Consider the following 25,479-nt stretch of genomic DNA (forward strand, 5'->3'; position numbering starts at 1 on the left):
CTTCCCGTTGGCCGAGGCGGCCGACGGAACACGCGGTGGGCGAGACGGGCCGGGCCACCGGCAAGCTCGTCCTCGTGGTGTCGTGCCCCAGGCTCCCTGACGCGCACGGAACGGGCGCAGGGCGTTCAGGCGTCCAGCGCCAGTTTCGTGCCGAGGCCGATCATCATCACGGCGACCAGACCGTCCAGCACCCGCCAGGCGGAGGGCCGCGCCAGGACCCCGCTCAGCATCCGGGCGCCGTACCCGAGCGCGACGAACCAGCACACGCTGGCGAGGATCGCGCCGAGGCCGAAGGTCCAGCGCAACGGGCCCCGGTCGGCGGCGACGGACCCGAGCAGGAACACGGTGTCGAGGTACACGTGCGGGTTGAGCCAGGTCATCGCCAGGCAGGTCAGCACGACGCCCCGACGCGACGTCGCCGGGGCGTCCGCCGCGTGCAGGGCCGACGGGCGCAGGACGCGGCGTGCGGCGAGCAGGCCGTAGCCGATCAGGAACAGGCCGCCGAGCAGCCCCACCGCCGTCAGCGCCGACGGCCAGGCCACGACGACCGCGCCGACCCCGGCGACCCCCAGCGCGATGAGCACCGCGTCGGACAGGGCGCAGATCCCGACCACGGCGAGCACTCCGTCGCGGCGGACGCCTTGGCGCAGCACCAGGGCGTTCTGGGCGCCGATGGCGACGATGAGAGAGAGGCCGGTGCCGAATCCGGCGGCCGCGGTGGTCAGGGCGTTCGTCATACGGCCGACGCTACGGAGCGGGACAACCTGATGTCCAGCTAAGGATTCTTACGTATCATTAGCTGTCATGATGCCCGAGCTTCCTCTCGATCAGGTACGGACGCTGCTGGCCGTGGTCGACGAGGGCACGTTCGACGCGGCGGCGAGCGCCCTGCGGCTGACGCCGTCGGCGGTCAGCCAGCGTGTGAAGGCACTGGAGCAGCGCACGGGCCGGGTGCTGCTGATGCGCACGAAGCCGGTGCGGCCCACCGAGTCCGGTGAGGTGGTGGTGCGCTTCGCCCGCCAGCTGGCCCGGCTGGAGCGTGACGCGCGGGCGGCGCTCGGGATGTCCGGGCCGGACGAACCGACACCCCTGTCGATCGCGGTGAACTCCGATTCGCTGGCGACCTGGTTCCTGCCGGCCTTGCGGCGCGTGCCGGAGGAGCTGGGCCTCTGCTACGAGCTGCGCCGGGAGGACCAGGACCATACGGCCGCTCTGTTGCGGGAGGGCCTGGTGATGGCGGCGGTGACCTCGTCGCCGGATGCCGTGACGGGCTGCTCGGTGCGCAGGCTGGGCCGGATGCGGTATCTGCCGGTGGCCAGTCCCGGTTTCGCCGACCGGTGGCTGGGGCGGCGGGAGGGCACCGCGTTGCGGGAGCTGATCGGCAACGCTCCGGTGGTCGGTTTCGACCGGCGCGACGATCTTCAGGACGCGTTCCTGCGCCGGCTGGGACCCGGGTCCCGGGCGAGTGCCCGGCGTCATCTGGTGCCCACGTCGGAGGGGTTCGTGAACGCCGTGGCGGCGGGCATGGGCTGGGGCATGGTGCCCGACGTCCAGGCGGAGCCGTTGCTGAGCGAGGGCCGGCTGGTTCGGCTCACCCCGGGCGGCGCACCGGACGAGGCCCCGGGCCGGACCGTCGACGTTCCGCTGTACTGGCAGCAGTGGAAGCTGGACTCACCGGCCCTGGCGGCCGTGGCCGAGGCGGTGGCGGCGGGGGCCGCCGAGGCGCTCGGCGACGCGGCGCCCCTCCCCCCGGCTCGCCGCACCGACGGGTGATGGCCGCCACGTCCGCCCGAGGTCATGCACCTGCCCGGCCCCGGTCGGCGGCGACTTCCACCTCAGCGATCGCGACGTGCTCGTCGACGTCGGCGGCCGGGCGCCGGCCTGCCGGGCCGCCTCGGGGCGGGTGCGCGGGACGCCTTAGGATGGCGGGTCTCCCACTGACTTCCCTGACATGACATCGGAGGCGCCCTCCCCATGCGTGTGCTGCTGGTGGAGGACGACGACGACCTGCGTGAGGTGATCGCGTCCGGGCTGCGGAACGGGGGCTTCGCCGTGGACTGCACGGCGGACTGGCCGGAGGCGGACGTGCTGCTGCACGTCACCGCGTACGACTGTGTGGTGTTGGACCGGATGGTGCCCTCCGGCGACACCCTCGCCCCGCTGGAGGGCCGGCGCCGGGCCGGCTGGTCCGTGCCCGTGCTGTGCCTCAGCGCCCTGGGCTCCCTGCCCGAGCGGTTGCGGGGGCTGGAGAGCGGGGCGGACGACTACCTGGCCAAGCCGTTCGCGATGCGCGAGCTGGTGCTGCGGGTCCGGGGCCTGAGCCGTCGGGCGTCGGCCCGGCTCCCCGCCTTCCTGAGCTGTGCGGACGTGGTCATGGACGTGGCGCGGTACGAGGTGCGGCGCGGCGGTGTGCTGCTGTCGCTGAGCCCGAAGGAGTACGGCGTGCTCCAGCAGCTCCTCGTCCACCGGGACGCCGTCGTCACCCGTACCGAACTGCTGGAGCACTGCTGGGACGAGATGGCCGACCCGGTCTCCAACGTGGTGGACGCCGTCGTCGCCGGCCTGCGCCGCAAGCTCGGCTCCCCCGGCCTGGTGCACACCGTGCGCGGTCTGGGGTTCCTGCTGTCGGCGGCGCCGGGGCCGTCCTGATGGCGAGGCCCGTACGGCGGCGCCGTTCCCCGGCCAGGAGGCGGCTGCACCGGCTCCGGTTGCGGCTGACCGCCGCGTACACCCTGATCACCGTCGTCGGGCTGGCCTGCCTGTCCTGGCTGGTGATCCGGACGGACGACCGGGCGCGGACGGACGCCGAGTACGACGAGATGCGCCGCCGGGCGTCCGTCGCGGCCTCACTCGTCTACTACGTGGACGACCGGATCCGTCTGGACGGGCTCGACGACGACGAGGCGACGTCGGGAACCCCGCAGGTCCTGGTGGTGGAGGGCCGGCCCGGTGGTGATCCGGTCACCGTGTTCCGGGGCCGTTCCGCGCAGTTCGCCGTGGGGGCCGGGACGGTCCGGGCGGTGGCCCGTTCGGCGATGGACGAGGAGGGACCGGTGCGGGCCGAGGCGCGCGACCGTACGGGAGAGCCCGTGCATCTGCTGGCCGTGCCCTTCTACCACGACGCCACCGACGAGGTGGCGGGCGCGGCCGTCGCGGTCGGCGATCCGGAGCGCGGCGCGGCCGGGCACCGCGGTCTGGTCCTCTCCCTCGTCGTGGGGGCCGGTGCGCTGACGGCGCTGGCCGCGCTGACCGGGCATGTGCTCTCCGGGCGCAGCATGCGGCCGGCCTGGCAGGCGCTGGAGCAGCAGGAACGGCTGCTGGCCGACGCGGCGCACGAGTTGCGGACCCCGGTCGCGGTGATGCGCGGATCGGTGGAGGTGGCCGCCGGCACGCCGGGTGGTCTGGAGGCGCACCTGCCCCGGATCCGGCGGGCGGCGGACCGGATGGCCGACGTCGTGGAGAACCTGCTGACCCGGGGGCGGTTGGAGGCCGCCTTGGACGTCGTACGGGCGGAGCCGCTGCGCCTGGACCAGCTCGTCGAGGAGGTGTGCGTGGAGTTGCCGGAGAGCGGACACCGCCTGGAGTTGCGGCTGGAGGAGTCGGTGACCGTGGCGGACGCGGCCCTGGTGCGGGTCGCCGTGCGCAACCTGCTGGACAACGCCGTACGGCACGGCCGGACGCCCGACGTGCCGGACCGGGCCGATCTGCTGGTGACCGTGCGCGGGCCGGAGGTGTGGGTGGCCGACCGGGGTCCGGGAGTGGATCCGGCCCGGCTGCCGGAGCTGTCGGAGCGGTTCAGCTCGCCGGGTGGGGGAACGGGCATCGGTCTCTCGCTGGTACGGCGGGTCGCGCGGGCCCACCGGGGAACGCTCACCGTCCGGGACCGCCCCGGCGGCGGTGCGGAGTTCGTCCTGCGGCTCGCTCCCGCCCGGTCGCGGCGGGGCCTCCGGCGCGGCGCGGGGCGGAGCCTCACGATTCGCTCATGATCGGCCGTCCATGATGCGGGGGCAGGTTCCGAAGCCCACCCACGGGAGTCACGTATGCCCCAGCACGCCGTCCCTCCGTTCCTCCGCCGCGGAAGCACGCTCGCCGGTCTGGCCGGCGGGGTCGCGGTCGCGACGGGAGCGGGACTGCTCCTGTCCCACGCCTTCGCCACGGGGTCCACGGCCGGGGCCGCGCCCGAGGTCGTGCCGCCTACGGCGAACGTGAGCTTCGACTACCAGATCGGCGGCGCGTACACCCCGCCCGCCGGGGTCCGGGCCGTCTCCCGCGACCGCGGTGACCGGCCGGCCGAGGGCCTGTACAACGTCTGTTACGTCAACGCCTTCCAGACCCAGCCCGACGCATTGGACCGGTGGCAGAAGGACCATTCCGATCTGCTGCTGCGCGACGGCGACGGCGACCTGGTCGATGACGAGGCCTGGGGCGAGGTGTTGCTCGACACCTCGACCGCAGGCAAGCGCGCCCGGCTGGCGGACATCGTCGGAGGCTGGATCGACGGGTGTGCGAAGTCCGGCTTCCAGGCGGTGGAGCCGGACAACCTGGACTCCTTCGAGCGCTCCGACGGCCTGCTGACCCGGGCGCACAACGCGGCGTTCGCGAAGCTCCTGGCCGACCGTGCGCACACCGCCGGGCTGGCGATCGGCCAGAAGAACACCACCGATCTGCTGGAGCGGCGGGAGGAGATCGGGTTCGATTTCGCCGTCGCCGAAGAGTGCGGCCGGTACGACGAGTGCGCCGACTACGCCTCCGCGTACGGTGACAGGGTGTTCGTCGTCGAGTACACCGACGGCGACTTCGCGAAGGCGTGTTCGTCCGTAGGGGCGAAGGTCTCGGTGGTGCGCCGGGATCTCGACGTCCGGCCGGCCGGACGGCCGGGGTACGTGTTCCGCACCTGTTGAGGGGCTTCGGCGCGGGCAGGCCTCAGGGGGCGTCCGGTGGGTGGGCGCAGACCGTGAAGATGCCGCCGTCGGGGTCCCTGATCACCGCTTCGGTTCCGTCGGCGGGCGAGTCCACGGGCGGTCCGGCCGTTCCGCCCGCCGCGCGTGCCGCCGCGGTGACCGCTTCCAGGTCCGCGACCTGGAAGCGGACGTGCCAGCGCGGGCGCAGCCGGGGGTCGGGGGACGACGCGTCCCCGCCTCCGCGCAGGGTGGCCACGGTGCGGCCGCCCTGCCGTACGACGACCGCGTCCTGCTGGTACGCGTAGCCGACCTCGCAGCCGCCGGGTTCCTCGTCGGCCCACCCGAACACTCCGGCGTAGAAGATCGCGGCGTCGAAGGCGTGGCTGGTACGCAGTTCCAGGGAGGCCGGCACGTTGTCGCGGCCGAACGACCAGGGCGGGGTCCTGCCTTCCCAGAAGCCGAATCCGGCTCCTTCGCGGTCGGCGGCCATGACTCCCCGGCCGGGGCCCAGGCGGATCGGGCCGACGGCGATGGTGCCGCCCCGTTCACGGACCCGGGCCGCGGCGGTGTCGACGTCCGCGACGGCGAAGTACGGGGTCCAGGAGACGGTTGTCGGCAGACCGGGGGCGATCTGTCCGATGCCGGCGACGGGCAGGGCGTCGACGTGGGCGACGGAGAAGCCCTCGCCGAGGGTGCCGGAGCGGAAGGTCCACCCGAGAACGGCACCGTAGAAGTCCTGGGTGGCCCGCAGGTCCCGGGTCATGAGGCTGACCCAGCACGGAATCCCGTGCACAGGGATGCTCTGCTCTGCCGCGGTCATCGGGATCCGTCTCCTCGTCCCCGGTGGTGAGCCGCCGGACACGGGCGCCGGGCCGGCGGATAGGTCTTGTGGTCACCGGCCGTTCGCAGGCCGGTGCACTCCGTGGCGTCATACGTCCTCGGGAGCGGCACGCTCTCCATACCTACGCTGCCGGGGTCGCCGCCGCCACCCGGGCCGCGTCCCGGGACGGGACGCGGCCCGGTGGATGTCAGTGCCCGGTGGCAGACTGCCCGGATGACCGCTTCGCAGCCGAAGGCCGACCTCCAGCGCTATCTGCAGTCGGCTCGTGACGCCCTGTTGTGGAAGCTCGAAGGGCTCTCGGAGTACGACGTCCGTCGCCCCATGACGCCGACCGGCACGAACCTTCTCGGGCTGGTCAAGCACGCCGCCGGGGTGGAGCTGGGCTATTTCGCCGAGACGTTCCGGCGGCCGTTCGGCGAGGCGCCGCCCGCCTACGGCGACGAGGCCGAGGCGAACCAGGACATGTGGGCGACGCCCGACGAGTCGCGGGAGGACATCCTCGCCCTCTACCGCCGGGTGGCGGAGCACGCGGACGCCACGATCGCCGAGCTGCCCCTCGACGCGGTCGGGCAGGTCCGGTGGTGGCCCGGCGAGCGGGGCCGGGTGACGCTGCACCAGATCCTGGTCCATGTGATCGCCGACCTCCAGCGTCATGCCGGGCACGCCGACATCGTCCGGGAGCTCGTCGACGGGACGGTCGGGCTGCGGTCCGGCACCTTCGGCATGCCGCCGGGCGACCGCGCCTGGTGGGAGGAGTACCGGCAGCGCCTGGAGCAGGCCGCTCGGGAGGCGGGGGCTGCGGGGTAGCCGCTCCCCCGGGTCGCGCCGCCCGTTCAGCGCGCGGTGAGCGCCGCGGGTTCGCCGAGGTGGTGCGCGGCGGTGCGCCAGGCGGCGGTGACGGCTTCGCGGGCCGTGGCGGTCGCCGCCCCGACCTCCGGCGGGAGGTGCAGCGGGGCGCCGACGTGGACGTGGAGCCGGGGGCGGCGGGCCGGTGCGGTGAGGAGCCCGGAGATCTGCTTGGCACACCGGCCCGAGGTCACCCTGCGGGCGCCCGCCTGACCGAGCGGCACGACGGGCGCCCCGGACGCGTGCGCGAGGCGGGCGAGGCCGCTGCGGAAGCTCTCCGGCGGGGCCTCCGCGGCGTCCGTGCGGCAGGGCAGCCTTCCTTCGCCGTAGATGAGCAGATGGCGGCCGTCCCCGAGCACACCGGCCGCCACGTCGAGGGCGTCCGCCGCCCGGTGGGTGTTGCGGTGGACGGGCACGTGGCCGCCGCGTTCCAGGAGGCGGCCGAGGACCGGGATGCGCCACAGGCCCGCGGTGGCCATGACGACGGGTTCGACGCCGAGGCGCAGCAGTGCGGCGAGGACGATGCCCGGGTCGGCCAGGGAGGTGTGGTTGGCGACGATGATGCTGCCGGCGGCCGGGGCCGTGGCGTGGTCGGAGGTGACCGTGAGGCGTCCGAGGGAGGGTACGACGGCGGCGGCGATACGGCTGAGCACGGTTCTCCCGGGGTCCGGCGGGCATGGCTGCCCTGGTGACGGCGGTGCGGTCGGAGCCGGCCCGCCTTGCTCGGCTCGGCCTGCCACGCCCTCATCGTCGTGGCGGCCGGGGCGCGGGGCCTGAGTGCGGGTACTCAGGCCCCTGGGTCGATCACCCCTGCATCGCGGTTCTCCCGGGGGACCGGCTCCCCCGGGCGGTGAGCCCGTGGACCACCTTGTTGCAGATCGGCTGCCGTTGGTTGCGGCCGTCGCCTGAGGCTCCGGCTTCTCCCGGTTCCGGACGCCGGGGGGCGTTGGGAACCGGGACTTCACCGGGCGGTGTGCCGTTCCGGGGCAGACGGCCGGCCACACCTCCGTGTCAGCGGGGAGACGGAGGGCGGTCGCTGCCGGTGACGCTCGACGGGGCGCGCAACGCGCGCAAGCGACGCCCGCGAGCACGGGCAGCGGCGAGAGGGGCCACCACGGGAAACGCACGGCAACCCGCTCGGGAGGCCCGGTGGCGCGGAGGCCCGGCCGGTGACGCCTTCGGCGCCGCCCCGGCGGCCTTCCGCCCATCGGCGGCCGGCTGGGAGCGCTCTCCACGCGGCTGCGTGGACCGCTCACCTAGCACGGCCGCGGGGGCGGTCGCGACGGGCGGCCGGGGGCCGCAGTGGCATCGGGCGGCCTCTATCGGACGCCCCGCCTACCGCGGCCTCACCCGCTCCACTGAAGACGGTTCTTCAGCAAACCATCGCGTCGCGAACGCAAGAATATGGCAATAGTTGTGGGACGTTCATCGTCCCGTGATGGACTTGTCCGCCTTGAGGCGGCTGGAACGGGGGTTCCGGCTCGTCGCTAGCGGGCCGCGGCGGCCGTCCGGACGGCGCCGAAGTCGATGGCGCGGTCGGCCTCGCGCAGGACTTCCTCGGCCACCCGGCGCACTTCGGCGGGCACGTCGCCCTGCTCCTCCACGAGGCCTGCGTAGATCGGTGCTTCGGTGCTGTCTGCGGAACTCATACGGTTCTTCCCCGTCGGTCTGGTGCGAAGAGCCCCGGCCGGTCGGCGGAGGCGGGGCGAGTGTACGTGGTGGGAGGCTGCGGGGGCGATTCGTTATCAGCCGCCGGGACCACCCCGCACCTGCTGGAACGGTCCCCGCCCCGCCCGTGGCGGCTGCGGGCGTCGGCTCGGTCACCGCCTGCGGCGGGCGCGCCGAGGTGCCGCACGGGAAAGCCCGCACGGGCGACGGGCGCGGTCAGCTCGTCGGCCCGGGCCGCCCGCAGGCCCACCACCGCGCTGGCAGTCGGACCCGATGTCGAGGACGGCCAGCGCCGCGCCGATCCTCCGGTAGCGGCGGCCACCGTGCAGGAACCTCTCGGTCGGCAGGAGCATCTCCTCGGCCTCGAAGAGCACCCACGGTGAGGCCCTGGTCCGCGCAGTCGGCTGCGGCCGGCGGCGGCCAGAAGCCGCCGTTGGCGGCGATGGCGGCCTCCACGCCGGCCCGGCCGTCCGGCCAGCCGGAGACGAAGGACGCACCGTCGGCCGGGACGTTGGAGTCGACGAACACGACGCGGGCGAGCCGGTCGCCGATCCGCTCGGCCGCCTGCCCGACCGGTATGCCGGCGTATCTGTGCCCGACCGGCACCACGTCGCGCGGATCGAGGCGCTCGACCTCGTCGACGATGTCCCGCACGTGCGTCTGCCGGCCCGCCGCCCCCGCTTGTCGGCGAGGCCCGGCAGGGTCAGCGGGCGGACCCCGTGACCGGCCGCGCGCAGGCCGGGCTCCACATCGCGCCATGCCCACGAGCCGAGCCAGGCCCCTGCCACGAGTACGAAATGCGTCATGCCGGCAACGTAGTGCAGCCCTCTGACAGCGCCTCTCCGCCGCCGTACCGCCACCCGCCCGCCCCACCGTCCGGTCCGCCCCCGGTGCTTCGCTATCTTCACCGGACACGGAACGGGCGGCGGACTCGGTGACCGCCGTCGCCCGCCGCCGACCGAAGGAGAGCACCTGTGCGTTCCCCCGCCAGCGACCGGAGCGTCGGCGTCCTGCTGCCGCGCGACCTGCCCGCGGACCGGATCCTGCCGTACGCACGCCGGGCCGAGGAACTGGGGTTCGGTGCCGTGTGGGTGGTCGAGGACCTCGGCTTCCGCGGCGGGATCGCGCAGGCGGCCGCCGTGCTGGCCTCCACCGACCGCGTCCGGGTCGGCATCGGGCTGCTGCCCGCCGGGGCCCGTAACGTGGCGTTCGCGGCGCTGGAGATCGCGTCCCTGGCGCAGTTGTTCCCGGGCCGGGTCGACGTCACAGTGGGGCACGGCATGCCCCACTGGATGCGCAGCGTCGGCCAGTGGCCCAAGAGCCCGCTCACCTTCCTCCGCGAGTACGTCGACGCCCTGCGGGCCCTGCTGCGCGGCGAACTCACGCAACGGCGCGGGCAGTACGTGCACCTCGACGGTGTGCGGCTCGACCCCGGCGCGCTGCCCGACGTCGTGCCCGACGTCCTGACAGGTGTCCGGGGCCCCAAGTCCCTTGCCGTGTCCGGTGAGGTGGCCGACGGGACGGTCCTCGCGGAGCCGGTCGCCCCCGAGTACGCGCGGGCGGCGCTCGGGCACATCGCCGCCGGCCGCCCCCACCGTCTGGTCGCGTACAACATCGCGTCAGTCGACGCCGATCCGCGCACCGCGCTGGCCGCCGCCCGCCCGGGACTGGAGTGGATCGGCGAGCCGGACTGGCACGCGCACATCGCCCCGCTCCCGTTCGCCGGCGAGCTGGTCGAGCTGCGGGCCGGATGCGCGAGCCGCGAGGAGTTCGTCCGGCGCATGCCCGACGACTGGGTCGCGCGGCTCACCGTGGCCGGGACTCCGGAGGAGGCCCGTGCCCGCCTCGCCGGACTGCGGGCGGCGGGCGTCACCGACACGGTCCTCGCCCCGGTGGGCCCCGACCCGGTGGGGGCCCTGGAGTCACTGGCCACCGTTCTCGACGCCTGAGGGCGTGAGCACGCCATGGCCTTTCGATCGATGCCCCTTGCCGATCGGACAGGATGCATTGTCGGCCGTTTCTGACTGCTTTTCGCTATGAATGGAGGCGGTGGGCCACGGCGAGGCAGGATGTCCCCGTGATGGGCAACCTCCCCGTCGTGACGACCAGCTTCGTCGGCCGCGACAGCGAACTGGTCAGCATCGAACGGGCACTTCGAGATCATCGGCTGGTCACGCTCACCGGCCCCGGCGGGGTCGGCAAGAGCCGGCTGGCCCTGCGCACCTCCGAGCGTGCCCAGGACCGCTACGCCGACGGCGTCTGGTGGGCCGATCTTTCCCATCTCCACGACGATCAACTGCTCGCCACGACGGTCTGCGACGGCGTCGGACTCCTGGACCACAGCCCCCGTCGGCCGGTGGCCGCGCTCGGTGAATGGCTGTCCGAACGGCGCCTGCTCCTCGTGCTCGACTGCTGCGAGCGGATCGTCGGCCCCTGCGGACAGCTCGTCGCCGAACTGCTCGCCGCGGCACCGGGACTGACGGTCCTGGCCACCAGCAGGGAGCCGCTGGGCGCGGCGGACGAGATGTGCGTCGAGGTGCCGCCGCTGTCCGCGGGCGACCACGGTGACGAGGCGGTCCGGCTCTTCCACGAGCGCGCGGACGCCGTCGCCCCGGGACTCTCGCTCGACGACCCCCGGAGCGCGGCCGCCGTCGCCGAGATCTGCCGCCGGCTCGACGGCATACCGCTCGCCGTCGAACTGGCCTGTGTCCAGCTCCGCGAGAGCACGGCGCAGGAGATCACCAGGCGGCTGGCCTCCCGGATGGAGAACCTCACCGACGACACCCTCTGGCCCCGTCGCCACCGGGCCCTGCGCACCACGATCGGCTGGAGCCACGAACTCTGCGCACCTCTGGAGCGGCTGCTTTGGGCGCGGCTCTCCGTCTTCCGCGGCGTCATCACGACCGCGGACGCGGAGGCGGTGTGCGCGGGCGGGCCGCTGGAGACCGCGGCCATCGCCCCCGCCCTGGAACGCCTGGCCGACCAGTCCGTGCTCCGGCGGGCCGGGGACGGCTACCGGATGCTGGACACGCTGCGCGAGTACGGGGCGATGTGGCTGTCCGAGCTTGCGGAGGACGCGCTCCTCGCGGACCGGCACGCCCGGCACTTCGCCCATGTCGCCGTCCAAGCGTACGCGGGCTGGCTGGGGCCGACGCAGGTCCTCTGGTACCACCGGATCGCCGACACCCACGCGGACCTGTGCGCGGCCCTGGACCATCTGCTGGCCGAGGACCCGGAGATGGCGATGGAGATGGCCGGGTGCGCGGGTCTCTTCTGGAGCTGCTGCGGCCATCTGCACCAGGCCCGTACGTATCTGCAACGGGTGCTCGCCCTGCCGCTCTCCGCCGGTCCGCACCGCACCCGGGCGCTCTGGGCCCTGGGTGTCACACTGACCCTGCAGGGCGACCACGAGGCGGCCCGCCGCACCGGCGAGGAGTGCGGGCACGCGGCCCGCCGCGACGAGGACCCCGAGGCCGTGCTCCTGGCGGCCCACTCCATGAGCTTCACGTATCTGATGATGGGCCGGCCGCTCACCGCGCACTCCGTCAGCGACCGCGCGCTGCGCGACCACCCGGGCGACCCGACGGACGCGCCCTCGCAGTTGCGCTGCCGGGTGATACGGCTGTTCGCCCTGTCCGCGCTCGGCCGGCTGGACGAGGCGTACGAGGAGGCGATGCGGCTCCAGCGGGTCAGTCTGCGCTTCGGCGAGCACTGGGCACGGGCCTACGCCGATCACCAACTGGCCCTCATCCACCTGCTCCAGGGGCGTCCCCGGCACGCCGAGAGCCACGCGCGCGCGATGCTCGCGAGCAAGCACGAGCTCCAGGACAGCCTCGGCATAGCGCTCGGGCTCGATCTGCTCGCCGGGGCCATCGCCGCCCAGGGGAACGGGGTGGCCGCGGCCCGTGCCTCCGGTGCGGGACACACGTACTGGCGCATGATCGGCCACCCGCACCGGGGCACCCCGGAGCTGGGGGCGATCCGCGAGCAGTGGGAGCACCGGGCCCGGCAGGCGGCGGGCGACTCGGCGTACGAGCGGGCCTACCGGCGCGCCTCTGCCGACGACGCCGAACGCGGCCTGGCCCACGCGCTGGAGCGCGGGCACCCCGGATAGCCGGAGCCGCGCGCCCGGCTCCGCCAGCCGGTCGCCGGGCACCCGAAGTGACACCGCTTAGCATCCCGGTATGACGTTCATCAGTCAGCTACGTCCCGACCACGCCGAGGCCCTGCTCGCCTTCGAGCGGGAGAACCGGGCCTACTTCGCCGCGTCCATCCCCGACCGGGGCGACGACTACTTCGCCGCATTCGCCGAACGCCACCGCGAGCTGCTCGCCGAGCAGGACGCGGGGCTGCACCACTTCCACCTCATCGAGGACGACGGCGGCATCCTCGGCCGGATCAACCTCCTCGGGGTGCGGGACGGTTCGGCCGAGCTGGGCTACCGCATAGCGGAGAAGGCCGCGGGGCGGGGCCTGGCCACCTGGGCGGTCCAGCAGGTCTGCGTTCTGGCGGTCCAGGAGTACGGGCTCACCGCGCTGCGCGCGGAGACGACGCTGGACAACACGGGATCCCGCGCGGTGCTGGCGCGTACGGGCTTCGAGCCGCTGGAGGACGTCATGTTCGGCGACCGCCCCGGGCGGCGGTACGTCCTGGATCTGAGCGGGGGCGCTCCCCCGGCCCCCTGACCGGCTCCCCGGCCGGACGACCGGGGCATCGCAGGATGACCGGGCACGGTGGATGACCAGGACGCGACGGATGACCGGGGCACGGTCCGCCGGCGGCGCGGCGGCGATCGGCCGGATGGCCCACCTCGGGGGCAAGCGCCGTGCGGCCGCCCGATGCTGGGGCTCGCGGCAGCGGAGCGTACCGCTCCGCCCACCGAAGCCCACCGCCTTCAGGAGGCCCCCGTGCCAGCACGTTCCCTTCCGGCCGCCCCGCTCCCCCGCAGTCGGCCCCTGCGGCGAAGAGCCGCCGTCGCTGTCCTGGCGGCCGCATCGCTCGCCGGGCTGATGACCGGCCCGGCCCACGCGGGCGGCGATACGGGCGGGAACGGGGGCGACGGCCCGCACGGGCCCGTCGACCGCGCGCTGGAACGGAGGCTCCAGGCGCTCGTCGACACCCCGGGAGGGCCGCCCGGCGCCATCGCGGTCCTCACATCGGGCGGCCGGAGCGAGGTGTACCGGGCGGGAACGTCGCAGCTCGGCACCGGGCGTCCGCCCCTGACCACCGACCACATGCGGATCGCCAGCACGGCGAAGGCCTTCAGCGGCTCGGTCGCCCTGCAGCTCGCCGAGCGGGGCGCGCTCGGCCTGGGCGACACCCTCGGCCGGCGACTGCCCCAGCTTCCCTCCGCCTGGCACCGGGTGACGCTCCGCCAGCTCCTGAACCACACCAGCGGGCTCCCCGACTACACCGAGGCCTCCACGTTCATCGCCGAGCTGACGGCCGACCCGCGCCGGCGCTTCGACTCCCGCCGGCTGCTGGACTACGTCGCCGGGGACCCGCTGCGGTTCCGGCCGGGCTCGGCGTACCGCTACTCCAACTGCGACAACATCGCCGTGGCGCTGATGGCCGAGGCGGCGACGGGGCAGCCGTACGAGAAGCTCCTGGCCGAACTCGTGTACCGGCCGCTCGGCCTGCGCGACACCAGCCTCCCGCAGGGTTACCGGCTGCCCGAGCCCTATCTGCACGGTTACGCGACGGACCCGCCGGGCGCACCGGAGGACGTCAGCACGGCGCTCGGCACCTCGGGGGTCTGGGCGTCGGGCGGCATCGTCTCCACGCCCCGGGATCTGGGGGCCTTCATGCGCGGTTACGCCGGAGGGCTGGGCCTCGGGCCCGAGGTCCGACGACAGCAGCTGTCCTTCGTGGCGGGCAGCTCCGAACCGGCCGGCCCGGGCCGCAACAGGGCCGGTCTCGCCGTCTTCTCCTACGCGACGCGCTGCGGCACCGTGTACGGCCACACCGGCAACTTTCCGGGCTACACGCAGCTGGCCGCGGGGACCGAGGACGGCAAGCGGTCGCTGACCGTCTCCCTCACCTCCCAGGTGAACAGCGCGACGAACCCCCGGCTGCTGGCCACGCTCCGCGAGCTTCAGGAGGACTTCGTCTGCCGGCTGCTCGACCGCCGGACGCCGGGCGGCGCGCACTGAGGAGGCGGGAAGGGGTACGCCGGGTGTCCGGCGTACCCCTTCGCGGGTCAGGCGGGGCGGCGGTCAGTCGTTGTCGGTCTCCTCGCGGACGATGGTGTCGTTCTTGGCGTCGATGTCGAAGGTCGTCCTCTTCCAGTCGGAGCCGACCACGTCGACCTGCCAGATGACGTTGCCCTCGTTGTCGTCGAGGCCGACGGAGGTGACCTTCCCCTTCTTCTTCTCGGTGGCGACCTTGGCCGCCTGCTGCGGGGTCTGGGTGGCCTGGGCCAGCCGGTCGGCCGTCTGCTTCTTGTCGTCCGCGTTCTGATCCGCGTCGACACGGGCCTCGATCACCTTGCCGTCGACCGCGTTGATCCGGACGGTGTGGATGGTCCCGTCCTTCTCCGCGACCTCCGCGACCCAGACCGGGCCCTCGGCGCCCGGACTCGCGCTCGGGCTGGACGTGCCGGTTCCGCTCGGGCTCGCGGTTCCGCTGGGGCTGGCCGAACCCGTGGGGCTGCCCGATCCCGTCGGGCTGGGGCTCTGGTCCTTGTCGTCGTCGTCCACACCCTCCAGGTCCAGGTCCACCAGCTTGCCCCCGGCCACCTCGCCGGTGGCGGCGGTGGCGGCGTCGTCGAAGGTGACCTTCGTGGCGTCGAGCACCTTCTTGCGCTCCTGCTGGTCCTCGGTCAGCTGGGCACTGGCCGAGGGCGACGTCGTCTGCTGCTGCGGGAGGACCTTCGCGGCCTCGGAGGTGGCCGCGCTCGTCGCGCTGTCCGAGCTCTGACCGCATCCGGTCATCAGCATGGCCGTGGCAGCGGCCATGCCGAGGGCGCCGACCGTCTTGAGGGTGCGGGAACGGGAGGAGGCACTGTTCATTCGTCGAGGCTCAAGTCTCATGCACGCATGCCTAGCCCTCCAGGCCATCGGTCATGTTGTCCTACCGGGCGGAGTCACCCGATCGACCGGGCGGCTCCGCCCGTTGGCCGTCGCTCCCCGGGCGGCGGGCGCCGCGGTGCGCGACAATGGCGGCAGGTCGGTATTCTCCGCGCCCGGCCGGGAGGCCGTCATGGGTCACATGATGCACACCGAGCGTTACGAACTCATCTTCCAGATGTCCGGCGCCGCCGACGACGTGGTCTCCGTCCGGCTGACCGACCGGCTGGGGGCGGGCGGGTCCCCGGTGTACGAGGACGAGACGGGGATCGTGCGCGCCGAGATCAGCGACCGGGGCGAGGTCCGCATGCTCGCCAGCGGCGGCCATCAGGTTCCGGGGGCTCCCCTGCTGGCCCGCCCCCTGAGCGAGGACGCACCCGAAGCGCAGTGACCGGACCCGCCGGGCGGGGCGCACCGTGTAAGTAGAGGTGCGCCCCGCCCGGCTGTGTGCGTACGGGTCCGCCGACGGGCCCGGCTTTCCGTTCATGGCCACTCTTCCCGTTCATGCCCACTCTTCGCCCGAATGTGTTTACATTCCCGCACCCCGGACGTAACCTGAGCACGGAACCACAGACTCGGGCATGAAACGGAAACGAAACCACATGTACGCACCGGAGCGTCAGCAGGAGATCCTCCGCCTCGCCCAGGAGAGCGGCCGGGTCGACGTGCTGTCCCTGGCCGAGGAGTTCCAGGTGACGGCCGAGACCGTCCGGCGCGATCTCAAGGCTCTGGACCGGGCGGGACTGCTGCGCCGGGTGCACGGCGGGGCGATCCCCGTCGGACGGCTCGGCTTCGAGCCCGACCTCGCCGAGCGCGACGCCGTCGCCGCCGACGAGAAGGACCGCATCGCACAGGCCGCCCTCGCCGAGCTGCCCGCCGACGGCAATGTGATCGTCGACGCCGGGACCACGACCGCGCGGCTCGCCGCCGCCGTGCCGGTCGACGCGACGCTGACCGTGGTGACGCACGCGCTGCCGGTGGCCGCCCGTCTCGCCGACCACCCCGGGATCGCGCTGCACCTGGTGGGCGGCCGGGTCCGGCACCGTACCCGCGCGGCGGTCGACGCCTGGGCGCTGGGTTCGTACGCCGAGATCAACGCCGACGTGGTCTTCCTCGCCACCAACGGCTTCTCCCCCGACAGCGGTCTCACCACGCCCGACCTCGCCGAGGCCGCGGTGAAGCGGGCCGTGATCAAGGCGGCCCGCCGGGTCGTCCTGCTCGCCGACTCCGGCAAGTTCGGGCAGGAGCACTTCGCCCGCTTCGGCGATCTCACCGATGTGGACCTGCTCATCACCGACACGGGCCTCAGCCCCGACGACGCCCGCTCCATCGAGAGCCGGGGCACGGAAGTAGTACGCGCATGATCCTCACCGTCACCCCCAACCCCAGCCTTGACCGGACCTACGAGTTGCCCGGCCTGACCCGCGGCACCGTGCTGCGGGCCACGGCGGACCGCGTCGACCCTGGCGGCAAGGGCGTCAACGTCTCCCGCGCGGTCGCGGCGGCCGGACACCGCACCGTCGCCGTCGCCCCGATGGGCGGCCCGGAGGGCGCGCTGCTCGCCCGGCTGCTCGGTGATCTCGGCATCGAGGCCGTCGGCGTGCCGATCACCGGGAACACCCGGATCAACGTCACGCTCGTCGAACCCGACGGCACCCTCACCAAGGTCAACGCGGCGGGTCCCGAACTGAGTCCGGCCGAGGCGGAGGACGTCCTCGAAGCGGTACGGGTCCACGCGCCCGCCGCCGACTGGATCGCCTGCTGCGGGAGCCTGCCGCGCGGACTGCCGCCGCGGTGGTACGCGGAGCTGGTCAAGCGGAGCCACCGGGCCGGTGCGCGGATCGCGCTGGACACCTCCGGAGCCGCGCTGACCGCCGCGCTGGACCGGGGACCCGACGTGATCAAGCCCAATGCCCAGGAGCTCGCCGAGGCGGTCGGCCGGCCGCTCGCCACGGTGGGCGACGCCCTGAAGGCCGCCGAGGAGCTGCGCGAGCGCGGCGCCCGGTCGGTGCTGGCGAGCCTGGGCGCGGACGGGCAGCTGCTGGTCGAGGCGTCGGGCGCGTATTTCGCCACCGCCCCGGTGGCCGCCGTGCGCAGCAATGTCGGCGCCGGGGACGCCTCCCTGGCCGGCTTCCTGGCGGCGGGCGGGCAGGGCCCGGAGGCGCTCACGTCGGCCGTCGCCCACGGAGCCGCGGCCGTGCAGCTGGCCGGAAGCCTGATGCCCACCCCGGCCGACCTCGATCTGCCGTCGGTCGTGACCACCTCCGACGTACCGCTGGACCGCGCGCTGACGGAGCCCGCCCCATGACCCCCGCACCACCCGGCACCCCCGCAACTCCCGTACGGACCGCACCCGTACGAGCCCGCCGCCCCGTCCCCCCGAGCCGCCGCACGGCGGTCCCCGAGCAAGGAGCACCGCGATGAGTGAGCTGATCACCGCGGAACTGGTCGACCTCGATCTGTCCGCCACAACGAAGGACGCGGCCGCGAGGTCGCTCGCCGAGCGGATGGTGGCCGCGCGCCGGGTCACCGATCTCGACGGCTTCCTGGCCGACGTCGCGGCCCGCGAGGCGCAGATGCCGACCGGCCTCGACGGCGGCATCGGCATCCCGCACTGCCGCAGCGAGCATGTGAGCGCCCCGACGCTGGCCTTCGGGCGCAGCGCGGCGGGCATCGACTTCGGGGCGGCCGACGGTCCGGCGGATCTGGTCTTCCTCATCGCGGCCCCGGCCGGGGCCGACGACGACCACCTCACCATCCTGTCGGGCCTGGCCCGCAGGCTGATGGACCCGGAGTTCACCGCCGCGCTGCGCGCCGGAACGGACCCGCGGGCGGTGGCCGCGCTGATCCGGGGCGAGGAACCCGCGGAGGCACGGGCGGAGGAGTCCGCGCCGGAGCAGGCGGAGGCGCAACCCACCGGAGCGGCCGAGAGCGCCCCCTTCCGGATCGTCGCCGTCACCTCCTGCCCCACCGGCATCGCCCACACCTACATGGCCGCCGAGTCCCTGGCCGCCGCCGGCCGCGCCGAGGGGGTCGAGGTGACGGTGGAGACCCAGGGCTCGGCCGGTTTCAAGAAGCTGGACCCCGCCGTCGTCGCGGCGGCGGACGCCGTGATCTGGGCGCACGACGTGGAGGTCCGGGAGAAGGCCCGTTTCCAGGGCAAGCCGCTGGTCGACGTCGGGGTGAAGGCGGGCATCAACCGGCCCGCCGAGCTGATCGCCGAGGCCCGCCGCAAGGCGGAGCGCGGGGAGATCGCAGCCGTGGCCGAGACCGACGGATCCGCCGGATCCGGTGACGGGGACGGAGCCGGCGCGGATCACGCGCACTTCGGCGTCCGGCTCCGTACGTATCTGATGTCCGGCGTGAGCTACATGGTGCCGTTCGTCGCGGCGGGCGGTCTGCTGATCGCCCTGTCGTTCGCCATCGGCGGCTACGAGATAGCGAGCGCCAAGTCGGTGGCCGACCAGTTCGTCTGGGGCGAGGCGGACAGCTGGGCCGCGCTGCTCAACCAGATCGGCTCGGCGGCCTTCGCGTTCCTGGTGCCGGTGCTGGCCGGGTACATCGCGTACGGGATGGCGGACCGGCCCGCGCTGGTGCCCGGTTTCGTCGGCGGTGCCATCGCGCTCACGGTGAACGCCGGGTTCCTCGGCGGTCTGGTCGCCGGTCTGCTGGCCGGTGCGGTGGTGATGGCCATCCAGCGGGTCCCGGTCCACGCGACCCTGCGCGGCATCATGCCGGTCCTGGTGATCCCCCTGATCGCGTCGGCGGTCGTGGGCTTCCTGATGTTCATCGTGGTCGGCAAGCCCATCGCCTCGTTGCAGAACGCGCTCACGGACTGGCTGAACGGTCTGTCCGGCTCCAACGCGGTGATCCTCGGCGTCGTCCTCGGGCTGATGATGTGCTTCGACATGGGCGGCCCGCTGAACAAGGTGGCGTACGCCTTCGCGGTCGGCGGTCTGGCCGACCCGACCGACGGCAGCCTCAAGGTGATGGCCGCGGTCATGGCCGCCGGGATGGTCCCGCCGCTGGCGATGGCGCTCGCCACCACCGTACGCAGGAAGCTGTTCACCAAGGCCGAGCGCGAGAACGGCCGGGCGGCCTGGGTACTGGGCGCCTCGTTCATCACCGAGGGCGCGATCCCCTTCGCCGCCGCCGATCCGCTGCGGGTCATCCCGTCGGTGATGGCGGGCGGCGCGGTCACCGGCGCCCTGTCGATGGCCTTCGGCGCGACCCTGCGCGCTCCGCACGGCGGCGCCTTCGTCGTCCCGCTGATCGGTGAGCCGTACCTCTACCTGCTCGCCATCGCCGCCGGGACGCTGGTGGCGACCGCGCTCGTCGTCCTGCTCAAGGGCGCACGCCGGTCGGCACCGGACCCGGCCGGGGACGCGGGGGCCGCGGGCCCCGGCGACTCCCGGGTCACGGTCGCCGCCTGAACAACCGCACACACCCCTTCCGCACGTCCCTTCCCAAGGAGTGATCCATGCACCAGCAGACCGTCGTCATAGCCTCCCGCAGCGGGCTGCACGCCCGTCCGGCGTCGCTGTTCGTCAAGGCCGCCGCCCGCCAGCCGGTCAAGGTGACCATCGCCCGCGAGGGCCGCGACCCGGTCGACGCCCGCAGCATGCTCGCGGTGCTGGCCCTGGCCGCCCCCCACGGGGAGACCGTGGTGCTCAGCGCCGAGGGCGACGGGGCGCGGGCGGCGGTCGAGGAACTGGCCGAGCTGCTCGCGCAGGATCTCGACGCCGCCGTCTGATGTCCGTCCCTCGCTCCTGCGATACGGCCGTTCAGGCTCATGCCGAGGCTGAGGAACATCGGCTCCGCCCGGCTGTACCGTCCGGCGGCCGGGAGGACGACAACTGACCGAACCTCGCGCCGGTGCTGCCGACCAAGACCGTCAGCTGGGACCTGATCCGCCAGCAGTACGACCAGTGCGTGAAGTACACCACGGAGGGGCGGTCGACGTCAGGGCCGGGTGCGGCGTTCGTGGAGGTCTGCGGCCGTGTCGAGGATGCGGTCGATACCGGCCGCGACGCCGGCGTCCGTGTTGGTCAGGTACCGCAGGATCGCCGCGCCGGCCCCGGACACCGCCGCGGGAGGCACTGGGAACGTCCGGAAGAGCAGTGGGAGTCCGTAGATCTCGCGGAGGATCTCCTCCACGACGAATTCGTTGACCGGTCGCCGCTCCCTGCGGTGCCGGGCTGCGACCTCGTCACTGAACGCCACGATGTCCTCGATCCCGCACCGGTCGCCCAGCCGTGGCGCGAGGAGCACGGCGGCTACGGAGACGAGGAAGTCGTTGAAGGCGATTCTGTCGTCCGGTGAGAGGGCGTCGTTGAGCGCCTTCGCCCTTCGGTCCTTGAGGACGAGGCATCTGACCTGGTCGCGGAACCGTGGTTCGACAGGCATGTCGGCCGCCTTCTACTCGACGTAGGTGAAACTCATGAGGACGTCGAGCACGGCGTCCTCGAACGACTCGTGTCTGCCCATCTCGTCCAGTCGGAAGAGTCCGGTGTTCCGTACGACGGCGAAGGCCGACCACAGTCCCAGGTGGTGGTCCACCCGTCCGGCGTGGAACGTCTCCCCGCCGTCTTCGAGGACGACGCCGACGATCTCCTCGCCGGGGCGCGCGTCCGGCTGCGGCCGAAGCGAGAACCGGTGGCGTTCGAGGGACTGCCGGAGTTCCGTACTGACTTCGGGAATCGTCACGTCGCCCTTCCTTGTCCTGGGTCACGGTTCGGGTCACTGCGCCGCGCGAAGGAGTCCGGCAGCGTGGTCGCGGAGCCTCCCCGGGCCGACGGCCTCGTAGTAGTCGCGCGCCGCGCGCGCGAGGTTCGCCCTGGGTGGCAGCAGGGCGAGGAAGTCGACGAGGACGCGCCCTTGTTCCATGTCGTCGAGGATGGCCCACTCACCGTGAGGTCCGCCGCAGGCGTCGAGGAGGACGTCGAGGCACTGGGCGGTTGCCAGCGGTTCGCTGCCGTCCCAGTCGGCCAGCCATCGTTGTCGTAACGCCTCGGCGGCGAGACCGGAGAGAGTGGGCGCCGCGGGCGCCGGGCGCGCGGGTTCCGGCTCCTCCTCACTCCTCGCGTCCGCGGGCTCGCGGGACGTGTCGATCCCGAGGCGGATGCGTTGCCGGAGTCCGATCAGCCGCTCCTGGGCCGCGCCGTTGCCCCGGCGCGCGGCGAGGTCGTACCAGTACACGGCCTGGTCCGCGTCGTTGTACTGCTCCTCGTAGAGCTGTCCGAGGTGCAGTGGACCGACCGGGTCGCCGGCTTCCGAGGCCTTCGAGTACCACTGCGTGGCCTCCAAGAGCTTCGCCCTGTCGACAGGTCCTGGCTCGACACCCTGCATTCTCGCCTGGACCCGGCCCTCGGCGATCTGCCCGAGCCGGTTCATCGAGGGGGCGTGTCCGGCTTCGGCCGCCGCCCGGTACATCGCGGCGATCACCGGCAGCCGCTCGACTCCCTCCTTGGTCTCACGGCGGTACGCCTCGTGGAAGACGGTGTCAGGGTCGGCGCCGGGTTCGGGCGGGGCGTCGGGGGCGTTGTTGCGGGCGAACACCCAGCCAGCGGCGTGATCCTCGATGCGGCGGCCCGGCTCGGGTCTGCCGTCCTCAACCAGTTGGTCGGCGACCACGCCGAAGATGTGGTCGAAGGTGAGACCGGCCGGTCCGCCAGGGACGCCCTCCTGCACCGTCTGAACGAGGGCCTTGGTGAAGTACGTCTGGGCGCCGATGACTTCTTCCTTCTCGTGCCAGGAGGCCTCGAAGGCGCTGCTGCTCATCAGTACGTAGGCGCCGGACACCGGGGGCAGGCGGGTGGCGGAGAGGCGACCGTATTCCTCCGTGGCGAGCCCCGCGTAGCAGCAGTCGAGCACCGCGATCTTGACCGCGGCTCTGCTGGCCCGGAACGCGTCCCGCACCGCCTCGAACGACAAGCCCGTGGCGGCCGTGAAGTTGGGATCGGTTCGGGTGTCGCCCACGGCGAGACACAGCCGCTCGCGGTGGTCGTAGATCCCGTGTCCGACATAGTAGAAGAGCGCGACGTCGGTGGCCTGAAGGAACGTCTCGATGAGTTCGACGTGGGTCGTGCCGAGGGTGGGGCGGTTGTTGAGCAGCTTGATGGAATCACGAGGCCACGAGCCGCACACCGGGTCCTGCAGCAGTTCCCGCATCCGGTGGTAACTGCGTCCGACTGCGGGGACGTCGTCGAAGTCCCGGTAGTCCCAGGTGCCCATGAGGACCGCACGTGACCGGGAGTAGTCCCGGTTCGCCAGGTTAGTCATCGCCGAGCAGGCGGTCGGTGATCTCGACGGCCTTCTCGGGGTTTGGAAGGTTCTTGCCGTCGAAGGTCACGGATCGGTCCCCCCGGGTGATGGTTACGCTCACGGACGATCGTCTGGATCTGATGAACGCTGGCAGGCTGCGGATCACGACGGTGAGCACTGCCGCGGACGGCACGAGCAGGTGCAGCGTCTCGGCGACGCCCAGCTTGCCATCCTCCGGGCCGGAGCGGTGCCGGTTGACGGTCGCGTCCGGGATCGTGCTGAGGCGGCGGAACAGCGGACCGACACTGGCCGGCTCGGAGACTGTCACCGCACAGGCGAACGGTACTTCGGCGGCGTCCGGGGCGGTGTCGGAATGCGGTTCGCTCATCGGGGTCTCCAGGTCGATGGTCTGCTCGGCTCCGGCTCGGTCTCCGTGGGGGTGTGCGTGTCCTCAGACCTCCACCCGCCGGACCAAGTTGTAGTACAGCGAGATGTCCTCGGGACCGTGCAGGCGGATGTCTTCACCGTCGCCGCTCACCGCGCAGACCCACCCGGGTGGAGCGGAGTGATCGGGCTCGGCGAGGGTGAAGGGACCTTGTCCGTTGATGGCCCACACGGTGCTGCCGAGGCCCACGGTGTGACCGTCCTTGGTCCGGTAGGTAGCCATGCAGCAGTCCTACCACCGCTCCTGCCCGTGCGTCGGCCCTTTCACGGAACGCCCGTACAGGCCGACCGAAAGTCGTGCCTGTCCACGCCTCAGTCCGGCCTGCGACATCAGTTTCGATGCGGTGTAGTTACGCGCGGTGGGCGCGAACTTGCGGCAGGTTGCCAGCTCGCCGCCCCGGCCGGTGAACGGTGTCTTGATCTCCGGCTCGGTCGGCGGGATCCGCAGGGCGGCGTCCCTGGATCCCCGAGGCCGGTTCATCTCGTCGATCGGGCACTCGACGACCCGCCGGGTCATCCGATGGATCTCGACCTTGTGCCGCAGCTCCAGGAACAGGAAGTACGTGGTCAGCGCCTGCGCGCGGGCCGGCCGGGTGCCGCTCGGCGAGCCCCGCAGCACCTTCCCGAAGTACCCGTCGGCATCGGCCGGGTCCAGATCCCACAGCGGCCGGCCGAACCAAGCCCGCGTCTGGTCCAGGTGCCCGACGTCCCCACGGATGTTGCCGTCCGCCAGCCCCGCCGAAGCCCGCGCGAGAACGAACCCGGCGAGCACGTCGGTCTCGAACTGCTCCAGTTCCTCCGTCGAGACCGGACCACGGAACTCGCGCAGATCGCGTACGGCTGCCGGCGCCAACCCGAGCCTCCTCACCTTCACCCCGATCGCAGGTCGATCGGACGGAGTGAGAACGCTTCAGGAATCCTGAAGCTACGTCACCGGCTCGAAGAACACCCCAAGGAGACAGAACACCTGGACACGGGGACGAGGACTCAGCAGGGCTCAAGGGAACTCATGGGACGTCGCACATGCGTACCACCGGCGGCTGCCGGGTCGTTAGATTGGGATACGTGACCGAGACGTGGAACGCCTCCGACCCGGCCGTCCTGGCCCTTCCCTCCGGACGACTGGTACGCGGCCGGGGTCTGCGCAAGCCCCTGCCCGCAGGCCCCGAACCGGACTTCGCCGTCCATCTCCTGGGGCGCACTCCGCCCTCGGTCGCCTGGGAGTCGCGCTGGCTGCGGTGGCCGGACTTCCGGCTCCCGGCGGACCGGGCGGCGGCGCGGGACCTCCTTGGGGAGGTCTGGGACCGGGCGGCCGGCGAACGGGTCGAGGTGGCCTGCGGCGGCGGGATGGGCCGCACCGGGACGGCACTGGCCTGCCTGGCCGTCCTGGACGGGGTCCCCGCCGAGGAGGCGGTGGCGTTCGTGCGCACCGGCTACCACCCACGGGCGGTGGAAACACCCTGGCAGCGCCGGTACGTGCGGAACTTCGGGCCGCGGCGCCACGCTCTCCGTGGACAGAACAACTAGGGCTTGTCGGGCACGCTCTTGAAGGTGTCCGGCATGGGCAGGGTGCTCCAGCGGCCGATCGGCCAGGCGATGACGACGGCCCGCCCGACGACCTCGTCGACCGGGACCATCCCCTGGTTCGGGTCGTCCTGGTGGTAGCGGGAGTCCGCGGAGGCCTGGCGGTGGTCCCCCATCACCCAGATCTTGCCGTCGGGCACGGTGACCTTGAACCGGCCGCCCTCGTCGTTGCTGCAGGGGGTGTTGCCGGGAAAGACGTACGGCTCGTCCAGGGCGGTGCCGTTGACCTTCACCGGTCCGTCGCCCTCGCACTCCACGGTGTCGCCTCCGACGCCGATGACCCGTTTGATGAGGTCCTTCTCCTCGGCGGAGGGCATCACGCCGACGAAGCCCAGTACCTTCTGCACGGTGTTGGGCTCGTCCACGGGCACGCCCGCGAGCCAGTCCGCCGGGTCGTGGAAGACGATCACCTCACCGCGCTCCGGCTCCGACCCGAACCAGGGCGTCAGCTTGTCGACGAGGACCCGGTCGCCCTGCTGGAGGGTGTTCCGCATGGAGTCCGAGGGGATGGAGAAGGCCTGCACCAGGAACGTCTTGATGAGCAGCGCCAGCACCAGGGCGACACCGATGAGGAGCGGCAGCTCCACCCAGAACGGCCGGTTCTTCCGCGTCCTCGACCGCCGTGTGCCCGCACGCCCCATTGCACCGCTCCTCGCCCCGTGTACCGCCCACCCGCCCCTGGGGAACGGATCAGGTGATCCACTGTATGGGGCGGTGAGGGACGACGGAGCCTAGGGCCAATGCCGTTCGGTTACGGGTTCGGTCAGCGGCGCAACTTTGGGCGTTTCGGCTGGTGATACGGGTGCAGCCCTTGTAGTGGTTCTCGGGTCCGCCAAGACTCGTGTTCCTCCACAAGGGCTGCAGT

Annotated in this window: 27 protein-coding genes and 1 pseudogene; 15 read left to right on the plus strand and 13 right to left on the minus strand. The window is 72.9% G+C overall.

The annotated features are described in order from the left end of the window. Positions 1-125: 125 nt before the first annotated feature. On the minus strand, positions 126-737 hold the full coding sequence (locus IG90_RS0132495) for a LysE/ArgO family amino acid transporter (RefSeq protein ID WP_030592749.1): 612 nt from the start codon (positions 735-737) through the stop codon (positions 126-128). A gap of 67 nt (positions 738-804) precedes the next feature. On the opposite strand from IG90_RS0132495, the gene IG90_RS0132500 reads away from it, so the two are divergent. From IG90_RS0132500 to IG90_RS0132515, 4 genes are all read left to right on the plus strand, one after another. Beyond that, positions 805-1,773 (plus strand): LysR family transcriptional regulator ArgP, encoded by a 969-nt coding sequence (locus IG90_RS0132500; RefSeq protein WP_030592751.1) that lies wholly within the window; start codon positions 805-807, stop codon positions 1,771-1,773. A gap of 201 nt (positions 1,774-1,974) precedes the next feature. After that, positions 1,975-2,649, plus strand: coding sequence for a response regulator transcription factor (locus tag IG90_RS0132505; RefSeq protein WP_030592754.1), 675 nt, complete (start codon positions 1,975-1,977; stop codon positions 2,647-2,649). Next, on the plus strand, positions 2,649-3,986 hold the full coding sequence (locus tag IG90_RS0132510; protein ID WP_030592756.1) for a sensor histidine kinase: 1,338 nt from the start codon (positions 2,649-2,651) through the stop codon (positions 3,984-3,986). Before IG90_RS0132505 ends, IG90_RS0132510 begins: the two co-directional genes overlap by 1 nt. Positions 3,987-4,040: 54 nt before the next feature. After that, on the plus strand, positions 4,041-4,901 hold the full coding sequence (locus IG90_RS0132515; protein ID WP_030592758.1) for an endo alpha-1,4 polygalactosaminidase: 861 nt from the start codon (positions 4,041-4,043) through the stop codon (positions 4,899-4,901). A gap of 22 nt (positions 4,902-4,923) precedes the next feature. Here the strand turns inward: IG90_RS0132515 and IG90_RS0132520 are convergent, their stop codons facing one another. Then, positions 4,924-5,721, minus strand: a complete 798-nt coding sequence (locus IG90_RS0132520) for a VOC family protein (RefSeq protein ID WP_030592760.1) — start codon at positions 5,719-5,721, stop codon at positions 4,924-4,926. Positions 5,722-5,955: 234 nt separating this feature from the next. Here IG90_RS0132520 and IG90_RS0132525 point away from each other — a divergent pair, with 234 nt between their 5' ends. Continuing rightward, on the plus strand, positions 5,956-6,549 hold the full coding sequence (locus tag IG90_RS0132525; RefSeq protein ID WP_030592763.1) for a DinB family protein: 594 nt from the start codon (positions 5,956-5,958) through the stop codon (positions 6,547-6,549). Positions 6,550-6,575: 26 nt separating this feature from the next. Here the strand turns inward: IG90_RS0132525 and IG90_RS0132530 are convergent, their stop codons facing one another. The 3 genes and pseudogenes from IG90_RS0132530 to IG90_RS39990 all read right to left on the minus strand — a co-directional run. Further along, complete coding sequence (locus IG90_RS0132530; protein ID WP_030592766.1) at positions 6,576-7,241, minus strand: lysophospholipid acyltransferase family protein; 666 nt, start codon at positions 7,239-7,241, stop codon at positions 6,576-6,578. An 834-nt stretch (positions 7,242-8,075) separates the two neighbouring features. Continuing rightward, a complete protein-coding gene (locus IG90_RS45000; protein ID WP_164494013.1) occupies positions 8,076-8,237 on the minus strand; it encodes a hypothetical protein in 162 nt (53 codons plus the stop codon). A 397-nt stretch (positions 8,238-8,634) separates the two neighbouring features. Further along, positions 8,635-9,062, minus strand: a pseudogene (locus tag IG90_RS39990) (alpha/beta fold hydrolase); the annotation flags it as partial. A 168-nt stretch (positions 9,063-9,230) separates the two neighbouring features. Between IG90_RS39990 and IG90_RS0132545 the strand changes: the two are divergent. The 4 genes from IG90_RS0132545 (at position 9,231) to IG90_RS0132560 (ending at position 14,408) form a co-directional block, all read left to right on the plus strand. After that, positions 9,231-10,205, plus strand: coding sequence for an LLM class flavin-dependent oxidoreductase (locus tag IG90_RS0132545; RefSeq protein WP_030592769.1), 975 nt, complete (start codon positions 9,231-9,233; stop codon positions 10,203-10,205). 131 nt (positions 10,206-10,336) lie between these two features. Then, positions 10,337-12,370, plus strand: coding sequence for an ATP-binding protein (locus IG90_RS0132550; RefSeq protein ID WP_030592772.1), 2,034 nt, complete (start codon positions 10,337-10,339; stop codon positions 12,368-12,370). Between the two features lie 70 nt (positions 12,371-12,440). After that, positions 12,441-12,941: a GNAT family N-acetyltransferase gene (locus tag IG90_RS0132555; RefSeq protein WP_030592775.1), complete on the plus strand. Its 501-nt coding sequence runs from the start codon at positions 12,441-12,443 to the stop codon at positions 12,939-12,941. Positions 12,942-13,094: 153 nt separating this feature from the next. Continuing rightward, positions 13,095-14,408 carry a serine hydrolase domain-containing protein gene (locus IG90_RS0132560; RefSeq protein ID WP_030592778.1) on the plus strand — a complete coding sequence of 438 codons (1,314 nt, stop codon included), beginning with the start codon at positions 13,095-13,097 and terminating at the stop codon, positions 14,406-14,408. 63 nt (positions 14,409-14,471) lie between these two features. Here IG90_RS0132560 and IG90_RS0132565 read toward each other — a convergent pair whose 3' ends face one another. Next, positions 14,472-15,266, minus strand: coding sequence for a PepSY domain-containing protein (locus IG90_RS0132565; RefSeq protein ID WP_030592781.1), 795 nt, complete (start codon positions 15,264-15,266; stop codon positions 14,472-14,474). A 199-nt stretch (positions 15,267-15,465) separates the two neighbouring features. Between IG90_RS0132565 and IG90_RS0132570 the strand changes: the two genes are divergently transcribed. From IG90_RS0132570 to IG90_RS0132590, 5 genes are all read left to right on the plus strand, one after another. Next, a complete protein-coding gene (locus IG90_RS0132570; RefSeq protein ID WP_030592783.1) occupies positions 15,466-15,714 on the plus strand; it encodes a DUF6296 family protein in 249 nt (82 codons plus the stop codon). Positions 15,715-15,925: 211 nt separating this feature from the next. Then, positions 15,926-16,687, plus strand: a complete 762-nt coding sequence (locus IG90_RS0132575) for a DeoR/GlpR family DNA-binding transcription regulator (RefSeq protein WP_030592786.1) — start codon at positions 15,926-15,928, stop codon at positions 16,685-16,687. After that, positions 16,684-17,631: a 1-phosphofructokinase gene (pfkB, locus tag IG90_RS0132580; RefSeq protein WP_030592789.1), complete on the plus strand. Its 948-nt coding sequence runs from the start codon at positions 16,684-16,686 to the stop codon at positions 17,629-17,631. Before IG90_RS0132575 ends, pfkB begins: the two co-directional genes overlap by 4 nt. A 112-nt stretch (positions 17,632-17,743) precedes the next feature. After that, entirely contained in the window at positions 17,744-19,756 is a 2,013-nt protein-coding gene (locus tag IG90_RS0132585; protein ID WP_030592792.1) for a PTS fructose transporter subunit IIABC, read from the plus strand. A gap of 47 nt (positions 19,757-19,803) precedes the next feature. Further along, on the plus strand, positions 19,804-20,076 hold the full coding sequence (locus tag IG90_RS0132590) for an HPr family phosphocarrier protein (RefSeq protein ID WP_030592795.1): 273 nt from the start codon (positions 19,804-19,806) through the stop codon (positions 20,074-20,076). Positions 20,077-20,285: 209 nt separating this feature from the next. Here the strand turns inward: IG90_RS0132590 and IG90_RS0132595 are convergent, their stop codons facing one another. The 6 genes from IG90_RS0132595 to IG90_RS0132620 form a co-directional block, all read right to left on the minus strand. Further along, positions 20,286-20,729, minus strand: a complete 444-nt coding sequence (locus tag IG90_RS0132595; protein WP_030592798.1) for a hypothetical protein — start codon at positions 20,727-20,729, stop codon at positions 20,286-20,288. 12 nt (positions 20,730-20,741) lie between these two features. Then, positions 20,742-21,029, minus strand: coding sequence for a hypothetical protein (locus tag IG90_RS0132600; RefSeq protein ID WP_030592802.1), 288 nt, complete (start codon positions 21,027-21,029; stop codon positions 20,742-20,744). 33 nt (positions 21,030-21,062) lie between these two features. Further along, positions 21,063-22,604 carry a caspase, EACC1-associated type gene (locus IG90_RS0132605; protein ID WP_030592805.1) on the minus strand — a complete coding sequence of 514 codons (1,542 nt, stop codon included), beginning with the start codon at positions 22,602-22,604 and terminating at the stop codon, positions 21,063-21,065. Next, complete coding sequence (locus IG90_RS0132610; RefSeq protein WP_051860348.1) at positions 22,597-22,974, minus strand: effector-associated constant component EACC1; 378 nt, start codon at positions 22,972-22,974, stop codon at positions 22,597-22,599. The genes IG90_RS0132605 and IG90_RS0132610 overlap by 8 nt, the downstream gene beginning before the upstream one ends. A 63-nt stretch (positions 22,975-23,037) precedes the next feature. After that, positions 23,038-23,253, minus strand: coding sequence for a hypothetical protein (locus tag IG90_RS0132615; protein ID WP_030592812.1), 216 nt, complete (start codon positions 23,251-23,253; stop codon positions 23,038-23,040). 9 nt (positions 23,254-23,262) lie between these two features. Continuing rightward, positions 23,263-23,883 (minus strand): hypothetical protein, encoded by a 621-nt coding sequence (locus IG90_RS0132620; protein ID WP_233436145.1) that lies wholly within the window; start codon positions 23,881-23,883, stop codon positions 23,263-23,265. Between the two features lie 212 nt (positions 23,884-24,095). Here IG90_RS0132620 and IG90_RS0132625 point away from each other — a divergent pair, with 212 nt between their 5' ends. Next, complete coding sequence (locus IG90_RS0132625) at positions 24,096-24,557, plus strand: protein-tyrosine phosphatase family protein (protein WP_030592818.1); 462 nt, start codon at positions 24,096-24,098, stop codon at positions 24,555-24,557. Here IG90_RS0132625 and lepB read toward each other — a convergent pair. Then, the gene (gene lepB / locus IG90_RS0132630) at positions 24,554-25,255 is read right to left on the minus strand and encodes a signal peptidase I (protein WP_030592821.1); all 702 of its coding nucleotides are present in this window, start codon (positions 25,253-25,255) and stop codon (positions 24,554-24,556) included. The genes IG90_RS0132625 and lepB overlap by 4 nt on opposite strands. Positions 25,256-25,479: the final 224 nt, after the last annotated feature.

The sequence above is a fragment of the Streptomyces anulatus genome (assembly GCF_000721175.1).
Taxonomy (GTDB): Bacteria; Actinomycetota; Actinomycetes; order Streptomycetales; family Streptomycetaceae; genus Streptomyces; species Streptomyces anulatus_C.

Bases quoted from the DNA above. Each gene is read 5' to 3' on its own strand.
- IG90_RS0132575 (WP_030592786.1), top strand. From the start codon at position 15,926: ATGTACGCACCGGAGCGTCAGCAGGAGATCCTCCGCCTCGCCCAGGAG.
- IG90_RS0132605 (WP_030592805.1), bottom strand. From the start codon at position 22,604: ATGACTAACCTGGCGAACCGGGACTACTCCCGGTCACGTGCGGTCCTC.
- IG90_RS0132590 (WP_030592795.1), top strand. From the start codon at position 19,804: ATGCACCAGCAGACCGTCGTCATAGCCTCCCGCAGCGGGCTGCACGCC.
- IG90_RS0132560 (WP_030592778.1), top strand. From the start codon at position 13,095: ATGCTGGGGCTCGCGGCAGCGGAGCGTACCGCTCCGCCCACCGAAGCC.
- IG90_RS0132570 (WP_030592783.1), top strand. From the start codon at position 15,466: ATGATGCACACCGAGCGTTACGAACTCATCTTCCAGATGTCCGGCGCC.
- IG90_RS0132615 (WP_030592812.1), bottom strand. From the start codon at position 23,253: ATGGCTACCTACCGGACCAAGGACGGTCACACCGTGGGCCTCGGCAGC.
- IG90_RS0132585 (WP_030592792.1), top strand. From the start codon at position 17,744: ATGAGTGAGCTGATCACCGCGGAACTGGTCGACCTCGATCTGTCCGCC.
- IG90_RS0132550 (WP_030592772.1), top strand. From the start codon at position 10,337: ATGGGCAACCTCCCCGTCGTGACGACCAGCTTCGTCGGCCGCGACAGC.
- IG90_RS0132500 (WP_030592751.1), top strand. From the start codon at position 805: ATGATGCCCGAGCTTCCTCTCGATCAGGTACGGACGCTGCTGGCCGTG.
- IG90_RS0132495 (WP_030592749.1), bottom strand. From the start codon at position 737: ATGACGAACGCCCTGACCACCGCGGCCGCCGGATTCGGCACCGGCCTC.
- IG90_RS45000 (WP_164494013.1), bottom strand. From the start codon at position 8,237: ATGAGTTCCGCAGACAGCACCGAAGCACCGATCTACGCAGGCCTCGTG.
- IG90_RS0132525 (WP_030592763.1), top strand. From the start codon at position 5,956: ATGACCGCTTCGCAGCCGAAGGCCGACCTCCAGCGCTATCTGCAGTCG.
- IG90_RS0132610 (WP_051860348.1), bottom strand. From the start codon at position 22,974: ATGAGCGAACCGCATTCCGACACCGCCCCGGACGCCGCCGAAGTACCG.
- IG90_RS0132595 (WP_030592798.1), bottom strand. From the start codon at position 20,729: ATGCCTGTCGAACCACGGTTCCGCGACCAGGTCAGATGCCTCGTCCTC.
- IG90_RS0132520 (WP_030592760.1), bottom strand. From the start codon at position 5,721: ATGACCGCGGCAGAGCAGAGCATCCCTGTGCACGGGATTCCGTGCTGG.
- IG90_RS0132515 (WP_030592758.1), top strand. From the start codon at position 4,041: ATGCCCCAGCACGCCGTCCCTCCGTTCCTCCGCCGCGGAAGCACGCTC.
- lepB (WP_030592821.1), bottom strand. From the start codon at position 25,255: ATGGGGCGTGCGGGCACACGGCGGTCGAGGACGCGGAAGAACCGGCCG.
- IG90_RS0132510 (WP_030592756.1), top strand. From the start codon at position 2,649: ATGGCGAGGCCCGTACGGCGGCGCCGTTCCCCGGCCAGGAGGCGGCTG.
- IG90_RS0132565 (WP_030592781.1), bottom strand. From the start codon at position 15,266: ATGAACAGTGCCTCCTCCCGTTCCCGCACCCTCAAGACGGTCGGCGCC.
- IG90_RS0132505 (WP_030592754.1), top strand. From the start codon at position 1,975: ATGCGTGTGCTGCTGGTGGAGGACGACGACGACCTGCGTGAGGTGATC.
- IG90_RS0132555 (WP_030592775.1), top strand. From the start codon at position 12,441: ATGACGTTCATCAGTCAGCTACGTCCCGACCACGCCGAGGCCCTGCTC.
- pfkB (WP_030592789.1), top strand. From the start codon at position 16,684: ATGATCCTCACCGTCACCCCCAACCCCAGCCTTGACCGGACCTACGAG.